This window comes from Pseudoalteromonas sp. SWXJZ10B, from assembly GCF_015864475.1.
Classification (GTDB): domain Bacteria; phylum Pseudomonadota; class Gammaproteobacteria; order Enterobacterales; family Alteromonadaceae; genus Pseudoalteromonas; species Pseudoalteromonas arctica.
On sequence record NZ_JADYXD010000005.1, the window covers coordinates 113,662 to 132,822 of the forward strand.

A 19,161-nucleotide genomic window follows, 5' to 3' on the forward strand; every position below is an offset into this window, starting at 1 on the left:
AAAAAGCGCCATATAGGCGCTTTAATTTGGTTTGTGCTAAATATTAATTTTTAAACAGCAATACCGCTATGGCGTAGTAACGCGTCGACATTTGGCTCACGACCACGGAACTTTTTAAATAATTCCATTGGCTCTTCGCTACCGCCTTTTTCTAAAATATTTTGCATGAAGGCTTGCCCTGTTTCAGCGTTAAAAATACCTTCTTCTTCAAATTTAGAAAATGCATCAGCAGAAAGTACTTCAGCCCATTTATACGAGTAGTAACCTGCACTATAACCACCGGCAAAAATATGGCTAAAACCATTTTGAAAACGGTTAAACTCAGGCGGTTTAACGATTGATGTGCGGCTACGTACATCGTTTAGTACTGCTTGAATTTGGCATTGCTCACCCACTTTGTAATCGTTATGGATTTTAAAATCAAATAGCGAAAACTCAATTTGACGCAGCATTTGTACGCCTGAATTGTAATTTTTAGCGGCAAGTAACTTATCAAGTAACTCTTTAGGTAATGGCTCACCCGTTTCATAGTGACCCGAAATAAAGCTCAGGGCTTCTTCGTCATAACACCAGTTTTCTAAAAACTGACTAGGAAGCTCTACCGCATCCCACGCTACACCATTAATGCCTGCCACTGGCGCGGCATCAACTTGGGTAAGCATGTGGTGAATACCATGACCAAACTCATGAAATAACGTAGTTACTTCATCATGAGTAAACAGCGCAGGTTTGTCGCCAACTGCTTTATTAAAGTTACATACTAAATAAGCCACTGGGGTTTGTAGCTCGCCGTTAGCACGGACTTTACGCCCCATACAGTCGTCCATCCACGCACCACCGCGTTTGTGGTCGCGTGCATATAAATCAAGATAAAAGCGACCACGTAACGTGCCACTGCTATCTACAATTTCAAAAAAGCGTACATCTTTGTGATAAGTATCAAAATCGGTAACTTCTTTTACGCTAATACCAAATAAGCGATTAACGGTTTCGAATAAGCCGCTTAGTACTTTATTTGCTGGGAAGTAAGGACGTAATACTTCATCTGAAATAGCGTACTTTTCTTGCTTAAGCTTTTCGCTGTAGTAACCAAAATCCCATGCTTCTAATTCAGAAATACCGTGCTTTTGCTCAGCATAGGCTTTTAGCTCTGCGACTTCTTGCTCAGCTTGTGGTTTTGATTTAGCTGCTAGGTCTTCTAAAAATGAGAATACTTGTTCTGGTGTTTCGGCCATTTTAGTCGCTAGTGACTTTTCAGCGTAGCTGTTAAACCCAAGTAACTGTGCAAGTTCATGGCGAAGCGCAAGCTCCTCACTCATAATTGCTGAGTTATCAAACTCACCGGCGTTAGGGCCTTGATCTGATGCGCGCGTAGAAAACGCAGTATAGGTTTCTCTGCGTAATTCGCGGTTATCTGCGTAAGCCATTATTGGTAAGTATGATGGAAAATCGAGTGTAAATAACCAACCCTCTAATTCTTTACTTTTTGCTGTGTCAGCTGCAAGTGCTAAAGCAGATTCTGGCAAGCCTGCTAAGTCACTCTCATCAGTAATATGCTTGTGCCAAGCTAGTGTGGCATCCATTACGTTGTTACCAAATTTTGAGGCAAGTTCTGATAAACGCGCGCTAATTTCGCCGTAACGTGTTTGCTGTTCTGCCACCAGAGCAATACCCGATAATTTAAAATCACGTAGCGCATTAGTAATTGTTTTTTGTTGTGCTATCGTCAGCGTTTTAAATTCGTCACTGTTATAAAGCGTATTATACGCGTTGTATAAACCTTGATGCTGACCTACAAATGTTGAATATTCAGATATTAACGGTAAGCACTGCTCGTAAGCTTCACGTAATTCGTCGTTATTCATTACTGAATTTAAATGCGATACAGGGGAGAACATGCGCGATAATTTATCGTCAGCTTCTTCAAGGGGTAATACTAAGTCATCCCACGTATACGAGCCTTTAGCTAACACGTCATCAATGGCTTTACGACAAAGCTCGATACCGTCTTTTAGTGCTGGTACTACGTACTCAGGCTTTATTTTTGAAAATGGTGGTAAGCCTTCAAGGCCAATTAATGGGTTGCTCATAAATACTCTCTTTGCGTTAATGCATTACGTTTTAAATTGGGTCTAAAAGTAAAAAAACAACTCAGCCGCTTTTAAGTTGTTTAATTTTAATAAGGTTGCTCCAGAGCAAAACACAAATAACCCATTAATGAGTCGGCCACTTTATAACGTTCTAACACCGTATCAACTAGGTTATTACTGCATATTTGCTTTTGAGTAAGTGGGCTAATGGCTATAAAGTCTTTTCGTTTGAGCTCATCTATTAAGGGGTGCTCTTTTTCAAAACCTCTTGGCGGGCGTTTTAGCGATTCTCCTGACATTTCAAATATAGATTTAAATTGCTCATCATAAATTGCTTTTTTATAGCTATTTGGGTTTTCATCTATGCAGGTTCTAATTGCGTTAAGCGCCTTTGATTCTGGTCGCCAAATACCAGCACCTACAAAACATTCGTCATTTGCTAAGTGAAAGTAAAAACCCGGGGCGTGTACGTCTTTTCCCATAAAATGGCGAAATTGAATCCCTACATTAATTTTATACGGGGTTTTATCTTTACTAAAACGCGCGTCTTTATAGATTCTCATTAAACTACCGCCCACTTTTTTATCTGATGCGACAAAATGGCTAGAAACCTCAGCAAGTGGTGCTTGCATTTGCCTAATGAAATCTAAAGCGGGCTCTCTTACGTATTCCTCATACTGTGATTTATGGTCGTTAAACCAGTCTCTATTATTGTTTTTATCAAGCTGAGCAAGAAATTCGAATGTTTTTTTACTAAACATAGGTCACCTAAACACTCTTTATTTTTAAAACTTAATGTTATGCTAATGCGCATAAAACTCAACGCCTAAGGACATAAAATGACACAACACTTTGATTATATTGCAATCGGTGGTGGCAGTGGTGGTATTGCCTCTGCAAATAGAGCGGCAATGCGTGGCGCTAAAGTAGCACTTATAGAAGCAAAACACATGGGCGGCACGTGTGTAAACGTAGGCTGCGTACCTAAAAAAGTAATGTGGCACGGTGCTCAGGTTGCTGAAGCAATTAATTTATATGCCCCAGATTACGGCTTTAATGTTGAAGTAAAAGGCTTTGATTGGAGCAAACTAGTAGAAAGCCGTGAAGCCTACATAGGCCGAATTCATAAAGGTTACGACAGTGGCCTTGCTAGCAATGGCGTTACTGTAATTAAAGGCTTTGCTAAATTTGTAGATAATAAAACAGTTGAAGTAAACGGCGAGCACTACACAGCCGACCATATATTAATTGCAGTAGGCGGCCGCCCAAGCATTCCGCATATTGAAGGTGCTGAGCACGGCATTGATTCAAATGGCTTTTTTGAGCTTAAAGAGCAACCTAAGCGCGTTGCCGTTATTGGCGCAGGCTACATAGCCGTTGAGCTTGCTGGTGTATTACATGGTTTAGGTACTGAAACACATTTATTTGTACGTAAGCATGCCCCACTTCGTAGTTTTGACCCATATATTGTAGATACGCTTGTTGAAGTAATGGCTGCCGAAGGCCCTACTTTACATACTCACTCTGTACCAAATAAATTGGTTAAAGAAGATGATGGCTCTGTAACACTGCATTTAGATAACGGCAAAACTCATAATGTTGACCAAGTAATTTGGGCCATTGGCCGCCAGCCAACAACAGACGCAATTAATGTCGCTGCTGCCGGCGTAGAAGTTAACAGCGATGGTTTTGTAAAAGTTGATGAGTATCAAAATACCACAGCTAAAAATGTATACGCGGTTGGCGATATCATCGAAAATGGTATTGAACTTACACCGGTAGCAGTAAAAGCAGGGCGTACTTTATCTGAGCGTTTATTTAATAAAGAACTACCTGATGATTTAAAAATGGATTACAGCTTAGTTCCTACTGTTGTATTTAGTCATCCACCTATTGGTACTATTGGTTTAACTGAGCAAGAAGCTATTTCTCAGTACGGCGAAGAAAACGTTAAAATTTATCAATCTGGTTTTACGGCTATGTACACAGCGGTAACTAAACATCGCCAGCCTTGTAAAATGAAACTTGTATGTGCCGGCCCTGACGAAAAAGTAGTTGGCCTACATGGTATTGGTTTTGCGGTTGATGAAATGATTCAAGGTTTTGCCGTTGCCATGAAAATGGGCGCTACTAAAGCTGATTTTGATGCCGTTGTTGCGATTCATCCGACAGGCTCGGAAGAATTTGTAACGATGCGCTAAGCTCTAAGCTCTAAGCTCTAAGCTCTAAGCTCTAAGCTCTAAGCTCTAAGCGCTCAATTATAAAAAGCCCTTACTAAGTAATTAGTAAGGGCTTTTTAATGCTTGTTATATTTTGCACAACAAACCACTTAAAACGTCACATTAAAAACATCCATTCAACATTAAATAAATATCTAAGCCATTATTTTAACAGCAAAAATTTTAGACCGATAAAAATATTAAAAGTTTAAATTTTGTTTTGGCTTTAAGGCATTTTTACAATTAGAATCTCGCGCATTTATAGTTTCTCTTGGTTATTTATGTTTTTACTGCGATCTTTTATTTATTTATTATGCCTAGCGGGTGTTGCTCATTTAATTCAACTTGAAGGGTTTGAATTAAAACAGTATGCACTTTACAGTGAAGAAACTCTTACCGAACATATGCAAGATGTTTTAACTTTTTTAAGTTGTATTTTATTTTTTTATGCTTCGCGAATTAACTTTCAACTCAAAATACCAGCTGTATTACTAGCTGCGTTATCGGCAATGATGTTTGTGAGAGAGTTTGATACCTACCTCGACTTATACTTTTTTGATGGCGCTTGGCAAAGTATCGTCTATTCAATTTTAGCTGGCGTGTTTGTTTATTTAATAACAAACAAAGGAAGTATTTTTAACGCTTTAAAAGCCTATAGCTTCACTCCTAGTTATGGAATTTGCTTATCAGGCATGGTTACTTTACTCGCATTTTCGCGAATGATGGGCAAAGGCGCATTTTGGCATTCAGTAATGGGTGATGACTATGTACGTGCGGTAAAAAACATTGTTGAAGAAGGTATAGAAACGCTTGGCTATACTTTGATTTTTATTTCAGCCATTGAGCTTGTACTCATATGCCGAAAAAGAATGGCTAAAAATCACAAACATTGCACTGATGAAGTAACTCAATAGCGTTTCTCCATTTTTATTGGTTACTTTTTTTGCACTAAATTTGCTAATTGGTTTAATAAATCAATATACTGAGCCTGTTTTTATCAACTCGCGTTTAATTGGATATTATGACTAAAGATATATTGCTGCATCCGTTTCTTCTTTCAATTGTAATGATCACAATTGCATTTGTACTAAAAGTACTTGTTGATAAGCTGGCTAAAAATCGCGCAGAAAAAAAAGAAAAAGATATTCGTTACATCGCACACAATATTAAGCACTTTATTAATTTTGTAATGATGATATCGCTGCTATTTGTATGGTCTACTGAAATTCAAAACTTTGCACTTTCTATTGCTGCTTTTGCCGTGGCGATTGTACTTGCAACGCGTGAGTTTATTCAGTGTGTAATAGGCTTTTTTTACCTCGTAACAACTCGCCCGTTTAGAGTGGGTGATTGGATACAAGTAGGTGATTACTTTGGTGAAGTAGCTGAAACGGATTGGATAAAAACAACCATGCATGAAATTGATATACATACTTATCAATTTTCTAGAAAAACCATATACATACCAAATAATAAGCTGATTACCAGCTCTATTAAAAACTTAAACTTTGTAAAACGCTTTGTTACACATCATTTTATTATTGTCCGAAGAGAGAGCTTTAACCCGTACCCTATTCACGACACATTAACTGAGCAAGCTAAGCTGTATTGCGAAGAGTTTCAAGAAGTAGCAAGCCGTTATAATTCGATGATTGAGCGTAAACTTGATGCAAAAATATCTGGCCCAGAACCAGTAATTCACTTTGGTACAACCGATTTAGGTGAATTTAAAGCAAGCTTTACCTTGTTTTGCCCAACAGAAAAAGCGCTTGAGATAGAGCACAAATTAACAGAGTGCTTTTTTGCGTTATGGTATAAAGAGGCTGAAAAAAATAAAGAGGACGAAGGAGAAGCCTAAACCTTGCCTACACAAAGTAAAAATACAAATCGTAGGTGCGAATTTATTTCGCGCTCTATTTCTAAGTCTGTATTTAAAAAGCGAGGTGTAAAACCTCACCTACCCAAAGTAAGAATGCAAATCGTAGGTGCGAATTTACTTCGCGCATAGAGCCCTGCTTAAAAGTAAAAAGCGAGGTGTAAAACCTCACCTACAATAAACATCAAGCACGTAGGTGCGAATTCACTTCGCGCTTGAGTAATATTTAAGCTGTACCACCGACCGTTAACTGATCAATTTTAAGGCTTGGTTGGCCTACGCCTACTGGTACGCTTTGACCATCTTTACCACAAACACCCACACCTTTATCAAGGGCAAGGTCGTTTCCAACCATAGATATTTGCTGCATTACTTCTGGGCCGTTACCAATAAGCGTTGCGCCTTTAATTGGTTGAGTAATTTTACCATTTTCAATTAAGTACGCTTCTGATGCACTAAATACAAACTTACCTGAGGTAATATCAACTTGTCCGCCGCCAAAGTTAGGCGCGAATACCCCTTTTTTAACACTACTGATAATATCGGCTTGGCTGTGCTCTCCGCCTAACATGTAGGTGTTAGTCATGCGAGGCATTGGTAAGTGTGCATAAGACTCACGACGTGCGTTACCAGTAGGACTTACCCCCATTAAACGCGCGTTTAGCTTATCTTGCATATAGCCTTTTAAAATACCGTTTTCGATGAGTACGTTGTAAGCGGCTGGCGTACCTTCATCATCCACATTTAGTGAACCACGGCGATCGGCCATTGTGCCATCATCAACAACAGTACATAGCTCAGACGCTACTTTTTGGCCAACCTTACCGCTAAACGCAGACGCGCCTTTGCGGTTAAAGTCGCCTTCAAGCCCATGCCCTACCGCTTCGTGTAAAAGTACACCTGGCCAACCGTTACCAAGTACTACTTCCATAGTACCTGCAGGGGCATCAATAGCCTCAAGATTCACTTTAGCTTGGCGTACTGCTTCCTCTGCAAATTCCATCCAACGCGGTTTACCGTCAACAAGTTCTTTAAAGTAACCATAATCTAAACGTGCACCACCACCTGCGCCACCGCGTTCACGGCGACCATTTTTTTCAAGCAGTACTGAGCAGTTTAAACGAATAAGCGGGCGAATATCGGTGGCAAACGTACCATCACTTGCTGCGATTAATACTTCTTCGTATACAGCCGACATTGAACTAATTACTTGCTCTGCATCGGGTGCTAGTTCACGAATATAGTTTTCAAGTTCGCGTAATAAACTCACCTTGTCGGTATCGCTCATACTCGAAATTGGTTGATGTGGTGCAAACTGCTCTTTAGCTTTAACATCACTAAATACTTTAATCGCTCTATCTTCGCCAGCATCTGCAATGCTACGAGCCGCTGTAGCCGCTTTATTTAGCGCTTCAAGATTTATTGCATCAGAGTAAGAAAATCCTGTTTTTTCGCCGCTTACAGCACGTACACCAACGCCACGTTCAACGTTATAAGAGCCTTCTTTAACTAAGCCGTCTTCAAGCACCCATGATTCGTGGTGGCTTGATTGAAAATATAAATCGGCGTAATCCACTTTATGCTGATGTATGTAAGCGAGCGTTTTTTCGAGCTCTTCTCTATTTAGCTGGCTGTCGTGTAGTAAATGCTGTTCAACCGAATTCATAATAAATGCTCTCTAAATCGTTGATGAGACTGCACGGGCATATCTCGTCTAATTTTTTGTAACTGGTCTAAATCTGCGTTGCAGCTTATAAAACCGGTGCCTGTTGGCAATTCACTCAGGATACTTCCCCAAGGCGAAATAATAATACTGTGGCCATATGTTTGTCGGCCATTTTCATGTGTACCGTACTGAGCTGCTGCAACTACATAACATTGTGTTTCTATTGCGCGAGCTGCTAATAATGGCTGCCAATGCGCTTGTCCTGTGACGACTGTAAATGCACTTGGTACTAAAATAATATCGGCGCCTTGGCGTACTAGTTCGTTGAATAAGCCACTAAAGCGCAGATCATAACATACTGTTAAGCCTATTTTACCAAAGGGAGAATCAACAACAACCACATCGCTACCTGCTTGGGTAAAATCTGACTCTCGGTAGCTACCGGTTTTGTCATCTACGTTTACATCAAATAAATGTATTTTGTTATACGTTGCAACCAGCTCGCCTTGATTATTATATAAGTGCGATGCTGCATAATATTTATGTTCGTTAAATGGCTCAGGCATTGTCCCTGCATTTAACCAAATATTATGGTGTTGGCACAATTCACTAAGTTGTAGTTTGTATCGCTCAACTTGCTTAGCAACACGTAACGTATCGTTACCACTTTTACTAAACACTAAAAAAGCCTCAGGCAAACAAACAAGTAATGGTCTTGTTGCGGGGAGTGTTTTAAGTGCACGCTTTAAGCTTGCTATGTTGTCATCAGGGTTTAGCCCTGAACACATTTGCAGGGCAACTATTGTGGGAGTGCTTAGTATTTCAGTTTTGTTCATTGCGTTACTGTTACTTGTGCATCTTTAAGTTTTAAATCGACTGATGCTTGTGGCTGATTTTGCGCAGCTTGAGGAAGCGTAACTTCACGACTTTTTCTGTCGAGTTCTTGAACAATAGGATCGTTCATTTTACCCGTTACTTTAAAGTTGATCTCTGAGATGACGCGCGCAGAATGAATAACTTTATCAATTGCTAAGGCAGCAAGCCCTGTTACTGGGTTTACCATCCATGCAACTATAACCGGAATACTCGAGGTTACCTGCGGCGCAACAGCAAGGTCATAATCTATATCAAGCGTGTTTAAATTTGCATAACCTTTAATGGTTAAATCGGCAGGTACGCCGTCCATTTTGGTATCTTTAGTGTAAGCGATACCATTTTCTAACTGCATAGTGCCTTGCATGCTGTTATAAAAAAAGCCCTTTGAAAATACATCTCTAAAATCAAGTTTCAGCTTGCGTACTAATGAATCAAGGCTCAGTAACGAAAATACGCGTGCCCCGCCATCGCTAACTTCAGTTAAGTGACCTTCTCCTAAATCCCAAGCTATCTCGCCACTTAAACTTTTCACATCAAAATTATAAGGGGCTGCTTGCCAAGTAAGATCATAATTTAGATCGGCTTTTGAGTCTTTAATCGCGGAGGTTATATCAAACTCACCAAACAATGCGCCTATGTCATCACTTTTAAGCTCGCCACTTAGCGTTGTTAATCCATTTTGCCACTGCCCTTTAGTGCGCAGCACATGATCGCCTTTATCGACTACAAGTTCTGATATTGATAAACGCTCTCCATCACCTAATAATGACGCACTCACTTTATCAAGTTGGTAGCGGTCAATTTTGCAATCACTACATTCAAACTCAATAGCAGGTATTTTAGTAAGCCAGCTCAAGTCTTTCTCAGGAAGTACATCTGTTATTTCAAGTGCTTGCTCATTGTGCGGTGCAAAATTAAGCCTTAAGTAATCGGCATTAATTCGTATGGGCTGGCTAGGCTGTGATGTAGGGATAAAAACCCCAGCTCTAAGTTCTTTAGCATTTAGCTTTAGGTATAAATCGTCTTTTGATGGTGCTAAACGCATTTCAAAATCATTAAAAATGATGTTACTCGCATCAAGTAAACCTATATTTGCGACAACCTCATTAAGCGGTGGCATAATCCCTTTTGATTCTTGATCTGGGTTTGCTTTACCAGCATTAATTATTTGATCAATCAGATCAAACCAAGGCACTAGTTCACTCTGTTCAAGATTTATATTTACGCTTAAGTCTTTTTGGTTTAATCCTAAATCTTGTTTTCCGAGCACAAAATGGACATTACTAAACTGTGATTTTCCATTTTCTAAAATAGCATTAAAGTAAAACAGTTGATTAGCGTTTGCTGTAATGAGATTAGAAATATCATCACCTTGTACTACCGCATCAAGCGCCCACATTTGTTCGCTATTTTTATTATAAGGTGCGGGTAAGTTACTCGTTAAGCCAAGTAGTTCTGAGTTTACCTGTGCACGGTAATTAAAGCCTTGCTCGGTAAAATTAAGTACTAAGCCAATATCAACATCACTTTGCCCGCTTAAATAATTTTTTAATATACCTTTCCCACTATCTATTAGTGTATCGGCGTCAATTTTGGCGTTTATATCTATGTTTGCTTGGTAATTTTTTTCATCACTTTTACTGCTGTAATTAATAGTTAGCGGCATGCCCAACCATTTCGCAGTCGCATTTTTAAGTGTGATATTGTCGTTTTTAAAATTAAGCTCGCCAGTTAAGTTTTTAAGCTCAATCCCTGGCGTTGCTATAAATACTGGCAAGTCATTTAAATTAACCTTGCCGCTAACACTGGCCCCGCCTTTAAACTTTGAGCCTACTAAAAGCTCAATACTGGCATCGGCTTCGCCTTTGCCCTGCACAACTTTAAAAATTTCAGCAAGAGGTTTGGCAATAGGTGTCGCTGCAAAAAAGTCATGTAACTTTTCCATTTGTGCTTTTTTATCAATTTGCACAATAAGTTCATCAGCATGCATTAAATCTGCAATGCTTACCTGTACACTATTACCAATATCTAAATTAACCAACTTACCTTGCTGGCTATATATGTCCATACGCTCATTATCAAAATGTAGCTGTACGTCGGCATTGGTGACCAAAGGCCAATCAGGATCAAACTCATAGGTTGCGTTATCTATTTGCGCTAATACACCAAACTGGCCACTACCATCGGTGAATGGAAAACCAGATAAAGGTCCTGCAAATAAGACTTGTGCTTTAGATACTTCTCCGCCTTTAATTGCACCATTTAAATAGCTAACGAGCTCAGGGCTCATAGCTTTTAATGGGAAGTAATGACCTGCAATTTTGGCATCTGGGGCGAAGGCTTCAGCGTAAAGATCTAATCGAGGATCATCTGTTAGACTAATTTGTAATTCTGCAGCAACAGTAACTTCATTATTATCAAACCATATATTGTCACTACTTATATGCCAGCCATCATCTCGCTTAGCTAAATCTAGCTCTACATTTAGCTGATTATAATTTATGTCGTTGCTAAAGCTTTCGCCTGTAACTAATGTGCCATTTTCGCCAAATAAATTTATTCGACCACTACTTTGATTAAGTAAACCATTTACTCTAAGTCCTTGTGCTGCAGGTACCGACCTTAATTCTTGCCAGCCAATATTGTCAGCCTCAAACCATAATTGCCATTGCTGTGCATTAGAGAAATTTAAATAAGCTTGATCTATTTGCCCACTAGGTTGGCGCTCTAAAAATGGTTCAAGTGCATTAAAATTACTTAGCCCTGCTAGGTTACTCAGTAATTCAAAATCAACTTGATGGAGCCACACTTCATTTTTCGCCCCTAGTTGAGCTTCAAACTCTAAACTTGGCCATGCTTTATCATTACTATTAAATGTTAAACCTGTGCTTTTTAAGTGCCAGCTATTTTGATCTGGGTATAAGTGAAAGCCACCTTCACTCAAACTAACTTGTTGGCTTTGCTCTTCTCGCTGCCAACGCACAAAGCTTGGTAGCCACTGCATTTTTATATCGCTTACAAAACCTTTATCTAGTTTTAGCCACGCTTGTAAATTAATATCGCTATGCAGTTGTTGCTTTTGCGTATTTATATATTGCGCTAACCAGTTAGATACATCGACTTTGTTAGCCTGCACATAAATGTCGCCCGCAACTTGCTCTAGGGTATCGCCAGTAAGTGCTATGCGCGCATCAAAATCACCGACCGAAATACCCGGCAATGCTAAGCTCCCACTACCAAGATGCTGCTCATCTTCATTTTGCCAAACAATATTTTTGAGGAGTAACTTACGCTCTTTACCGTCTTCTAGAACAAAGTTAATACTGGAATTTTCTATTGCAAAATGACCCGTTTTACCCAAAAACAGTTCTTCAATTAGCTCTTTTTGCTCAAAAGAGACTTCGTCGTTGTCACCGGTTTTAAATAAGTTGGTAATATTTACACTGGTATGAAAACCATTAATAACAAAATAATTAGATCTAAGTTGCAGCGCTTTTAAGCTTTCCCATAAGTTTAGCTCTAAGCTGGTTTTAGCAATGGTGAGTGATATTGGTGCAGTTTCGTTATCTTTAAACGATAAATTCTCTAATACTAATGCAGGACCACTGCCCTGCCAACTAGCTGATATTTCACCTATAGATAAGCTTATTTCAAACTTTTCGTGTAAATAGCTTTCTATATTCCCTTTGTATTCGTTTGCATACGGAAGGGTATATTTTAAAATTGAAACAATAACGGCCAGTAATACCAAAATTATGGCGCAGGTCTGCCATAATTTTCTAAAACAAAAAAAACAGACCGCTTTTGCTTTCATTACATCATTACCACATCAAACTGTTCTTGGCTGTATAAGCTCTCTGTTTGAATATTGACTTGCTTACCAATAAATAGTTCAAGCTCGGCAAGGTTATGATACTCGTCGTTTAGTAAGGCTTCACTTACAGCTGGCGCTGCATATACCATAAACTTATCGGCAGCGTATGCTCGATTAACGCGTACTATTTCACGCAGTATTTCGTAGCACACTGTTTCAACTGTTTTTTGCGATCCACGACCAGAACACGCCGGGCATACATCACATAAAATATGTTCTAAGCTTTCGCGTGTACGTTTACGCGTCATTTCAACAAGCCCAAGTGCTGAAAGCCCATTGATATTTGTTTTAGTGCGATCTTTTGCGAGTGCTGATTCAAGTGAATGTAATACTCGGCGCTTATGATCCTCACTTACCATATCTATAAAGTCGATAATGATAATACCGCCTAAATTACGCAGCCTAAGCTGGCGAGCAATTGCAGAGGTTGCTTCTACGTTGGTATTAAAAATTGTTTCTTCTAAATTACGATGTCCTACAAATGCACCAGTATTAACATCAACAGTCGTCATTGCTTCTGTTTGGTCAATAATTATATAACCACCAGATTTTAGCGTGACTTTACGATGTAGTGCTTTTTGAATTTCGTTTTCAACGTCAAACAAATCAAATATAGGTCGCTCACCTGGATAGTATTCGAGTACTTGAGACAGTTGTGGAACAAACTCTTCAGTAAATAACTTTAGCTCTTCATGAGTAAGTTTAGAGTCAACGCGAATGCGTTCCATATCTTCGCCTACATAGTCACGTAGGGTTCTAAAGGCAAGCGTTAAATCTTCGTGAAGGATGCTGGCCTTACTGGTTTTTTTGCGACGAGCTGTAATTTTTTCCCACAGTTTTCTTAAAAAACCGGCATCGTGTCGTAATTCTGCTTCGCTAGCGCCTTCGGCTGCTGTACGTACAATAAAGCTGCCATTTTCATCGCCATATTCTGCGACTATTTTTTTAAGGCGTGAGCGCTCTTCTTCAGTTTCAATACGCTGACTAACCCCTACATGGGTCGCATCTGGCATAAACACTAAATAGCGAGAAGGTATCGTTATATCTGTGGTGAGTCTTGCGCCTTTAGTGCCTAGCGGATCTTTTACCACTTGCACCATAATGTATTGGCCTTGACGAACTAACTCTCTAATGTCTTGTACTTTTTTTATTGGTACGTCGTCTACGCCTTCAACAATAGAGGCACTATTTACAATATCGGATGCATGCAAAAATGCGGCTTTTTCAAGGCCGATATCAACAAAAGCAGCCTGCATACCCGGAAGTACACGACTTATTTTTCCTAGGTAAATATTGCCTACAATACCTAGATTACCAATTCGCTCTAGCTGTATTTCTTGCAGTACACCGTTTTCTATTAGGGCAACACGGCTTTCGCTCGGTGTGACATTGATCAGTAATTCTGTACTCATGTTACCTTCTTAAGAATGTTTTTAATAATTGTTCGGTTTCATATAAAGGTAAGCCTACAACGGAGAAATAGCTACCCGCAATATGAGTTACAAAGCGACCACCTAAACCTTGGATACCATATCCGCCGGCTTTATCTTGTGGCTCACCTGTCTCCCAGTAGGCATTAATTTCTTCATCTGTTAAGGTTTTAAAAGTAACGTCAGTACTTACAACGCAGCTAATTACATCATTTTGCGTCGCAAATGCTACAGCGGTAAGTACTTGATGTGTGTTACCTGACAGGCGTTTTAATGTATTTGTAAAATCGTTTTTATCGCGTGGTTTACCCAGTGATTCGTTATCGATAACAACCACTGTATCACTACCAAGTACAGGGCGATCAGTATATCCAAGCTCTACACCACTTTGAGCTTTTAAGCGCGCTAAACGCTCAACAAGTGCTCTAGGTTGTTCGTTTGGAAGTACACTTTCATCTGCATCAACACTAAACTGTGTAAATTCGACACCTAATTGACTTAATAACTCTTTACGACGGGGAGAGGCTGATGCCAAATATACTGCGGTAGTCATTACCTGATCCTAAAATGTCTGCGATATTTACGAAGTAATAAAAAGACCCAAAACCAGCTAACCATTCCGGTTGCTACTGGCCATAAGTACTGTGGATTAAAGTAAACACCTAACAAAAAGTGATTTAGCCAAAACTGCATTAAATGATAAAGCGTTAAAAATAAACCAATTAATAAGCTTTGCTGCCAAAGCGAAAAGTTACGAATTTTTTGAAAATTACTCGCAGTTACAAATATACATATTGAAAATGTAAGCGAATTCACACCTAGCGGTGAGCCAGATGCTAAATCTATTAATAAGCCAACAACCCAAGCTGTACCAATATTTAAACGATGAGGTACTGCAAGTGACCAATACATAAGTACAAGTAAAACCCAGTCAGGCCTAAATGGTTCAAACGAAAATGGGAGTGGCATTAATGCCATTATTAACGCAAAAAAGATGCTTAGCGCAATTAACAATGAATAACGATTAATCATCGCTGATTTGCTCCTGTTGATTACGCCATAAAATAACAAGCAAACGAATGCGATCTAATTGCGCAATAGGCTCTGCAAAAACTTGTGCAAACGGACGGCCTTCATCACGGTTTATTTCGGTTACTACAGCTACCGGATACCCCTCAGGGAATGTGCCACCTAATCCTGATGTAACAAGTACATCGCCAATTCGCACATCTAAGCTGTGCGGAACGTGAGAGAGCTTAACGACGTTAATTTTACCTATGCCCTCAACAACCGTTCGTACATCGTTACGCAGTATACGCACAGGTGTGGCATGCGTAGTGTCGGTCATGAGTAATACGCGTGACGTAGTTGACCCTACTTTAGTTAATTGCCCTACTACACCCATCTCATCAATTACGGCTTGGCTTTCACTAAGTCCATCGGTGGTACCACGATTTATAACAACTTGATGGCTATACGGATTTGAATGCACAGAAAGTACTTGAGCAATAATTTTACGATTTGATTGTTTTGCAGATGAGCCTAATAAGGCGCGTAGTTTTTGATTTTCTCTGGCTAGAAATTGATACTGCTGAAGTTGCTCGCTTTGTAGCATTTGCTTTTTTTTCAGCGCTTCGTTTTCAGTAAGAAGTTGCTCTCGCGTATGCAGGCTTTTAGCACTTAAGCTAAATAATTCGTAGGGTAAATTAGCAACATAAATTAGTGGGCTAACTAAGGTATTGAGGCTGGTACGAACAACGGTACCACCTTGCGTATATCTGTCTCCAACAATGAGTGCGATACTCAAAAGCACTGCGACAAAAAGTCGCAGTTGCAAAGAGACTGTGCGTCCAAACATTAATTTCATTAGTCGTAACTAAAAACGTCACCACCATGAACATCAATCATTTCCAATGCTTTACCACCACCACGTGCAACACATGTAAGTGGATCATCAGCAACAACAACCGGAATACCCGTTTCTTCCATTAATAAACGGTCTAAATCTTTTAACAATGCACCACCGCCAGTAAGTACCATACCGTGTGCAGAAATATCTGATGCCAGCTCTGGTGGTGATTGCTCAAGCGCAACCATTACTGCACTCACAATACCCATTAATGGCTCTTGTAGAGCTTCTAGGATTTCGTGCGAGTTAAGTGTGAATGAACGCGGAACACCTTCAGCAAGGTTACGACCGCGCACTTCAATTTCGATTGGCTCATCAGTTTTAAACGCAGAGCCAATTTGATGCTTAATATTTTCAGCTGTCGCTTCACCAATTAAGCTACCAAAGTTACGGCGTACATAATTAATGATAGCTTCGTCAAACTTATCACCACCAATACGAACAGATGATGAGTAAACAACGCCGTTAAGTGAAATAATAGCAACTTCAGTTGTACCACCACCAATATCAACAACCATAGAACCTGTTGCTTCTGATACTGGTAAGCCTGCGCCAATAGCTGCTGCCATTGGTTCTTCAATTAAGTAAACTTCACGAGCACCTGCACCCATTGCAGATTCACGTATTGCACGTTTTTCTACTTGAGTAGCACCACACGGTACACAAATTAGTACACGCGGACTTGGACGCATAAAGTTATTGTTATGCACTTGTTTAATGAAGTGTTGTAACATTTTTTCTGTTACAAAAAAGTCAGCAATAACACCGTCTTTCATTGGACGAATCGCTTTTATATTACCCGGTGTACGACCTAACATAAGCTTTGCTTCTGTACCTACAGATGCAACACTTTTAGGTCCACCAGCACGCTCTTGGCGGATAGCAACAACAGAAGGTTCATTTAATACAATGCCTTCGTCTTTTACATAAATTAGGGTATTGGCTGTACCCAAGTCGATCGATAGATCGTTAGAAAAAATACCACGGAGTTTTTTAAACATGAGGCTGGATGACCTTTGAAATACGTTCTTATATTAGCTGCCTCACTTTAACATGCTCAACTATATGAGCAATATAAAGCGCAGCGCCTTTGTGAATTTGTGAAAAAAGGAAGCAAAGCTTCCTTAATTGAGTTTTATCGTTCGCGAACTAAGCGAAAACCAATGTAGTTAGATCTAAAATCAGGCGCTAAAATTAAACGCGTAGATGCACGAGCAAGGCTTGGTGCAAAGTTCCACGCTCCGCCTCTTACTGCTACATCAGACTCACCTGATTCTTTATCGGTCCATTCCCATACATTGCCTACGGTATCGTATAATCCAAATGCATTTGGAGAAAAAGAACCTACTGGTGATGCACGTCTGTTTGACCATTCACTACCACACCAACCACAGTTAGCTAGGTTTTTACCAATTTCGTTACCCCAAGGGTATTCTGTTTCAGTTCCTGCGCGTGCTGCGTATTCCCACTCAACTTCGTTAGGTAAACGAAATTGCTGTCCTGTTTGACCAGATAACCACTCAGCATAAGCTTTTGCATCGTTATAAGTTAAACATACAGCAGGAAAGTCACTGCCTTGCTCAAAACCAGGATTACGCCAATTTAAATTTGCTTCCCATACTGGTTCGCCATTTAAATAATACGCACACCCTTTATTTTTTTCCGCTTGAGTTTTATAACCTGTATTTGCTACAAACTTTTCGTAGGCACCCACAGTTACTTCTTTACTTTGCATAGCGAAAGAATTTGCTATTACTTTTTCAATTACTGGACGTTCATTAGCTAAACCATTGCCGTTAATATCGCCCATTTTAAATTTGCCTGCAGGAATAACGACAACCGGCGTTTCAACGTTTGCATTTAATACATTAACGTTTTCACTAACCTGGCGTGTTGTTACTTCTGGTTGCTCTCGAGTATAGGTCGGTGCAGCAATCGACTTAGGCTTTTTTACTAAATTTGCATTAATTGTTTGCGCTTTATTCAAATCAACACGTGCTTGATAAGGTTTATAACCAAGTTTACGTATTTCAATGTTATGAATGCCCGGCGGTAAACGTGTAATCAAGCGTGTTGAGCCAAAGCTTACACCATCGATAAACACTTCATCGTCGTATACGTTTGATCGTAATGTTAGCTCTACTGATTGATCCTTCTTCTTATTAAGGATAGAAGGGTAATCTTTTTTCACCGATGCAGGTTTAACTGAATAATCACGTACTGGCTGCTCATTTAAACGAGAAACCGACACCGTGTTGCTATTATCCGCGCTATTACTGAATGTTAACTGACTATCGGTAAATGTATTGTTATACGCTGGTTGATAAGCAGCCGTAAGTGGCGTGCCGTACTCAGAACAATAGCGGTTATCTATGCTTAATAAGCTACATAAACGGCTGCTATTAACTTCGCCGCGCATAGTTACGCTTAAGTTAACGTTGTAATTACCTTGGCCGCTAAATGCACTGTTAACTACATGGCTACTTAATATTTGTACTTGAGCGCCCGCCAAATTACGTTTTGGCTCAACAATGCGCTCTTCTGTTAGATTTGCAAAAATTTGATCAACAAAGCGTTTAGTTGCTTTTTGTAGACCCATTTGCTGACCGCGTTGCTCACATGCTGCTAGCGTTTCTGTTCGCTTACAGTTAATAGTGTGGTTAACCTCAAGCGTACCTTCACGTGTAAACTCGTTACGTAAACGCTCTACGCGGGCTGTAGTTAACTGCTCTTTTAAACTTTCTAATGTATTTAAAAGCGTATGCTTAGCAACACGAATTTGTTCTATATCTTTACGGTGGGATGCAATTGCCGCCAACTGCATAGAAATGTCATCTTTATTTTGCTTATGATCAATCACCGCTTTTTGATAGCGTGATTGAGCCGCACTAATATTAATAGTGGGATCGTCAATTAAACGACGGTACATTTCGTTCATCGCATCGAGCGCTTGGTTTTTTTCTTTATCTAGCTCTGTAGAACGAGAACGAAGTAGCTCTAATTGATTTTGTAACTGACTTTCTTCTTTAAGATGTTTTTCAAGTATTCTTGTCGAGTTATCGTATTCTGTCTGTTTAACACTAATCTCTGAGTCAATTCCAGTCACTGTAGCTGTGTCTTGTGCAAATGCACTACTAGCTAACAAACTAGCTGAAATTAACAGAGATAAAGGAGTAATTCGCATATATTCCAGTCCCAAAAAGCGGCAATTATTTGGTCGT

General features: G+C 39.7%; 14 protein-coding genes. 3 read left to right on the top strand and 11 right to left on the bottom strand.

The window, feature by feature from the left end:
- Positions 1-50: 50 nt before the first annotated feature.
- Positions 51-2,090, bottom strand: a complete 2,040-nt coding sequence (prlC, locus tag I6F54_RS06650) for an oligopeptidase A (RefSeq protein ID WP_197140448.1) — start codon at positions 2,088-2,090, stop codon at positions 51-53.
- 86 nt (positions 2,091-2,176) lie between these two features.
- Positions 2,177-2,851, bottom strand: a complete 675-nt coding sequence (locus tag I6F54_RS06655) for a DUF2461 domain-containing protein (protein ID WP_197140450.1) — start codon at positions 2,849-2,851, stop codon at positions 2,177-2,179.
- Positions 2,852-2,929: 78 nt separating this feature from the next.
- On the opposite strand from I6F54_RS06655, the gene gorA reads away from it, so the two are divergent.
- The 3 genes from gorA to I6F54_RS06670 all read left to right on the top strand — a co-directional run bounded on the left by gorA (position 2,930) and on the right by I6F54_RS06670 (position 6,167).
- A complete protein-coding gene (gorA, locus tag I6F54_RS06660; RefSeq protein WP_024594474.1) occupies positions 2,930-4,291 on the top strand; it encodes a glutathione-disulfide reductase in 1,362 nt (453 codons plus the stop codon).
- A gap of 299 nt (positions 4,292-4,590) precedes the next feature.
- Complete coding sequence (locus tag I6F54_RS06665; RefSeq protein WP_024594473.1) at positions 4,591-5,223, top strand: hypothetical protein; 633 nt, start codon at positions 4,591-4,593, stop codon at positions 5,221-5,223.
- Between the two features lie 107 nt (positions 5,224-5,330).
- On the top strand, positions 5,331-6,167 hold the full coding sequence (locus tag I6F54_RS06670; protein WP_024594472.1) for a mechanosensitive ion channel family protein: 837 nt from the start codon (positions 5,331-5,333) through the stop codon (positions 6,165-6,167).
- 244 nt (positions 6,168-6,411) lie between these two features.
- On the opposite strand, the gene tldD is transcribed toward I6F54_RS06670, so the two are convergent.
- The 9 genes from tldD to I6F54_RS06715 form a co-directional block, all read right to left on the bottom strand.
- Positions 6,412-7,851, bottom strand: coding sequence for a metalloprotease TldD (tldD, locus tag I6F54_RS06675; RefSeq protein WP_007586351.1), 1,440 nt, complete (start codon positions 7,849-7,851; stop codon positions 6,412-6,414).
- Entirely contained in the window at positions 7,848-8,687 is an 840-nt protein-coding gene (locus I6F54_RS06680) for a carbon-nitrogen hydrolase family protein (protein ID WP_165739309.1), read from the bottom strand. Before I6F54_RS06680 ends, tldD begins: the two co-directional genes overlap by 4 nt.
- Positions 8,684-12,541, bottom strand: coding sequence for a YhdP family protein (locus I6F54_RS06685; protein ID WP_165739306.1), 3,858 nt, complete (start codon positions 12,539-12,541; stop codon positions 8,684-8,686). Before I6F54_RS06685 ends, I6F54_RS06680 begins: the two co-directional genes overlap by 4 nt.
- Positions 12,541-14,013: a ribonuclease G gene (gene rng, locus I6F54_RS06690; protein ID WP_007586345.1), complete on the bottom strand. Its 1,473-nt coding sequence runs from the start codon at positions 14,011-14,013 to the stop codon at positions 12,541-12,543. Before rng ends, I6F54_RS06685 begins: the two co-directional genes overlap by 1 nt.
- Before the next feature lies 1 nt (position 14,014).
- Positions 14,015-14,584, bottom strand: a complete 570-nt coding sequence (locus I6F54_RS06695) for a Maf family protein (RefSeq protein WP_165728131.1) — start codon at positions 14,582-14,584, stop codon at positions 14,015-14,017.
- Positions 14,584-15,063 (bottom strand): rod shape-determining protein MreD, encoded by a 480-nt coding sequence (gene mreD / locus I6F54_RS06700; protein WP_007586341.1) that lies wholly within the window; start codon positions 15,061-15,063, stop codon positions 14,584-14,586. The genes I6F54_RS06695 and mreD overlap by 1 nt, the downstream gene beginning before the upstream one ends.
- Complete coding sequence (gene mreC, locus I6F54_RS06705; RefSeq protein ID WP_193371825.1) at positions 15,056-15,898, bottom strand: rod shape-determining protein MreC; 843 nt, start codon at positions 15,896-15,898, stop codon at positions 15,056-15,058. Before mreC ends, mreD begins: the two co-directional genes overlap by 8 nt.
- Entirely contained in the window at positions 15,898-16,941 is a 1,044-nt protein-coding gene (locus I6F54_RS06710; protein ID WP_007586338.1) for a rod shape-determining protein, read from the bottom strand. The genes mreC and I6F54_RS06710 overlap by 1 nt, the downstream gene beginning before the upstream one ends.
- A gap of 134 nt (positions 16,942-17,075) precedes the next feature.
- Positions 17,076-19,124, bottom strand: a complete 2,049-nt coding sequence (locus I6F54_RS06715) for an SUMF1/EgtB/PvdO family nonheme iron enzyme (RefSeq protein WP_007586336.1) — start codon at positions 19,122-19,124, stop codon at positions 17,076-17,078.
- Between the last annotated feature and the right edge of the window lie 37 nt (positions 19,125-19,161).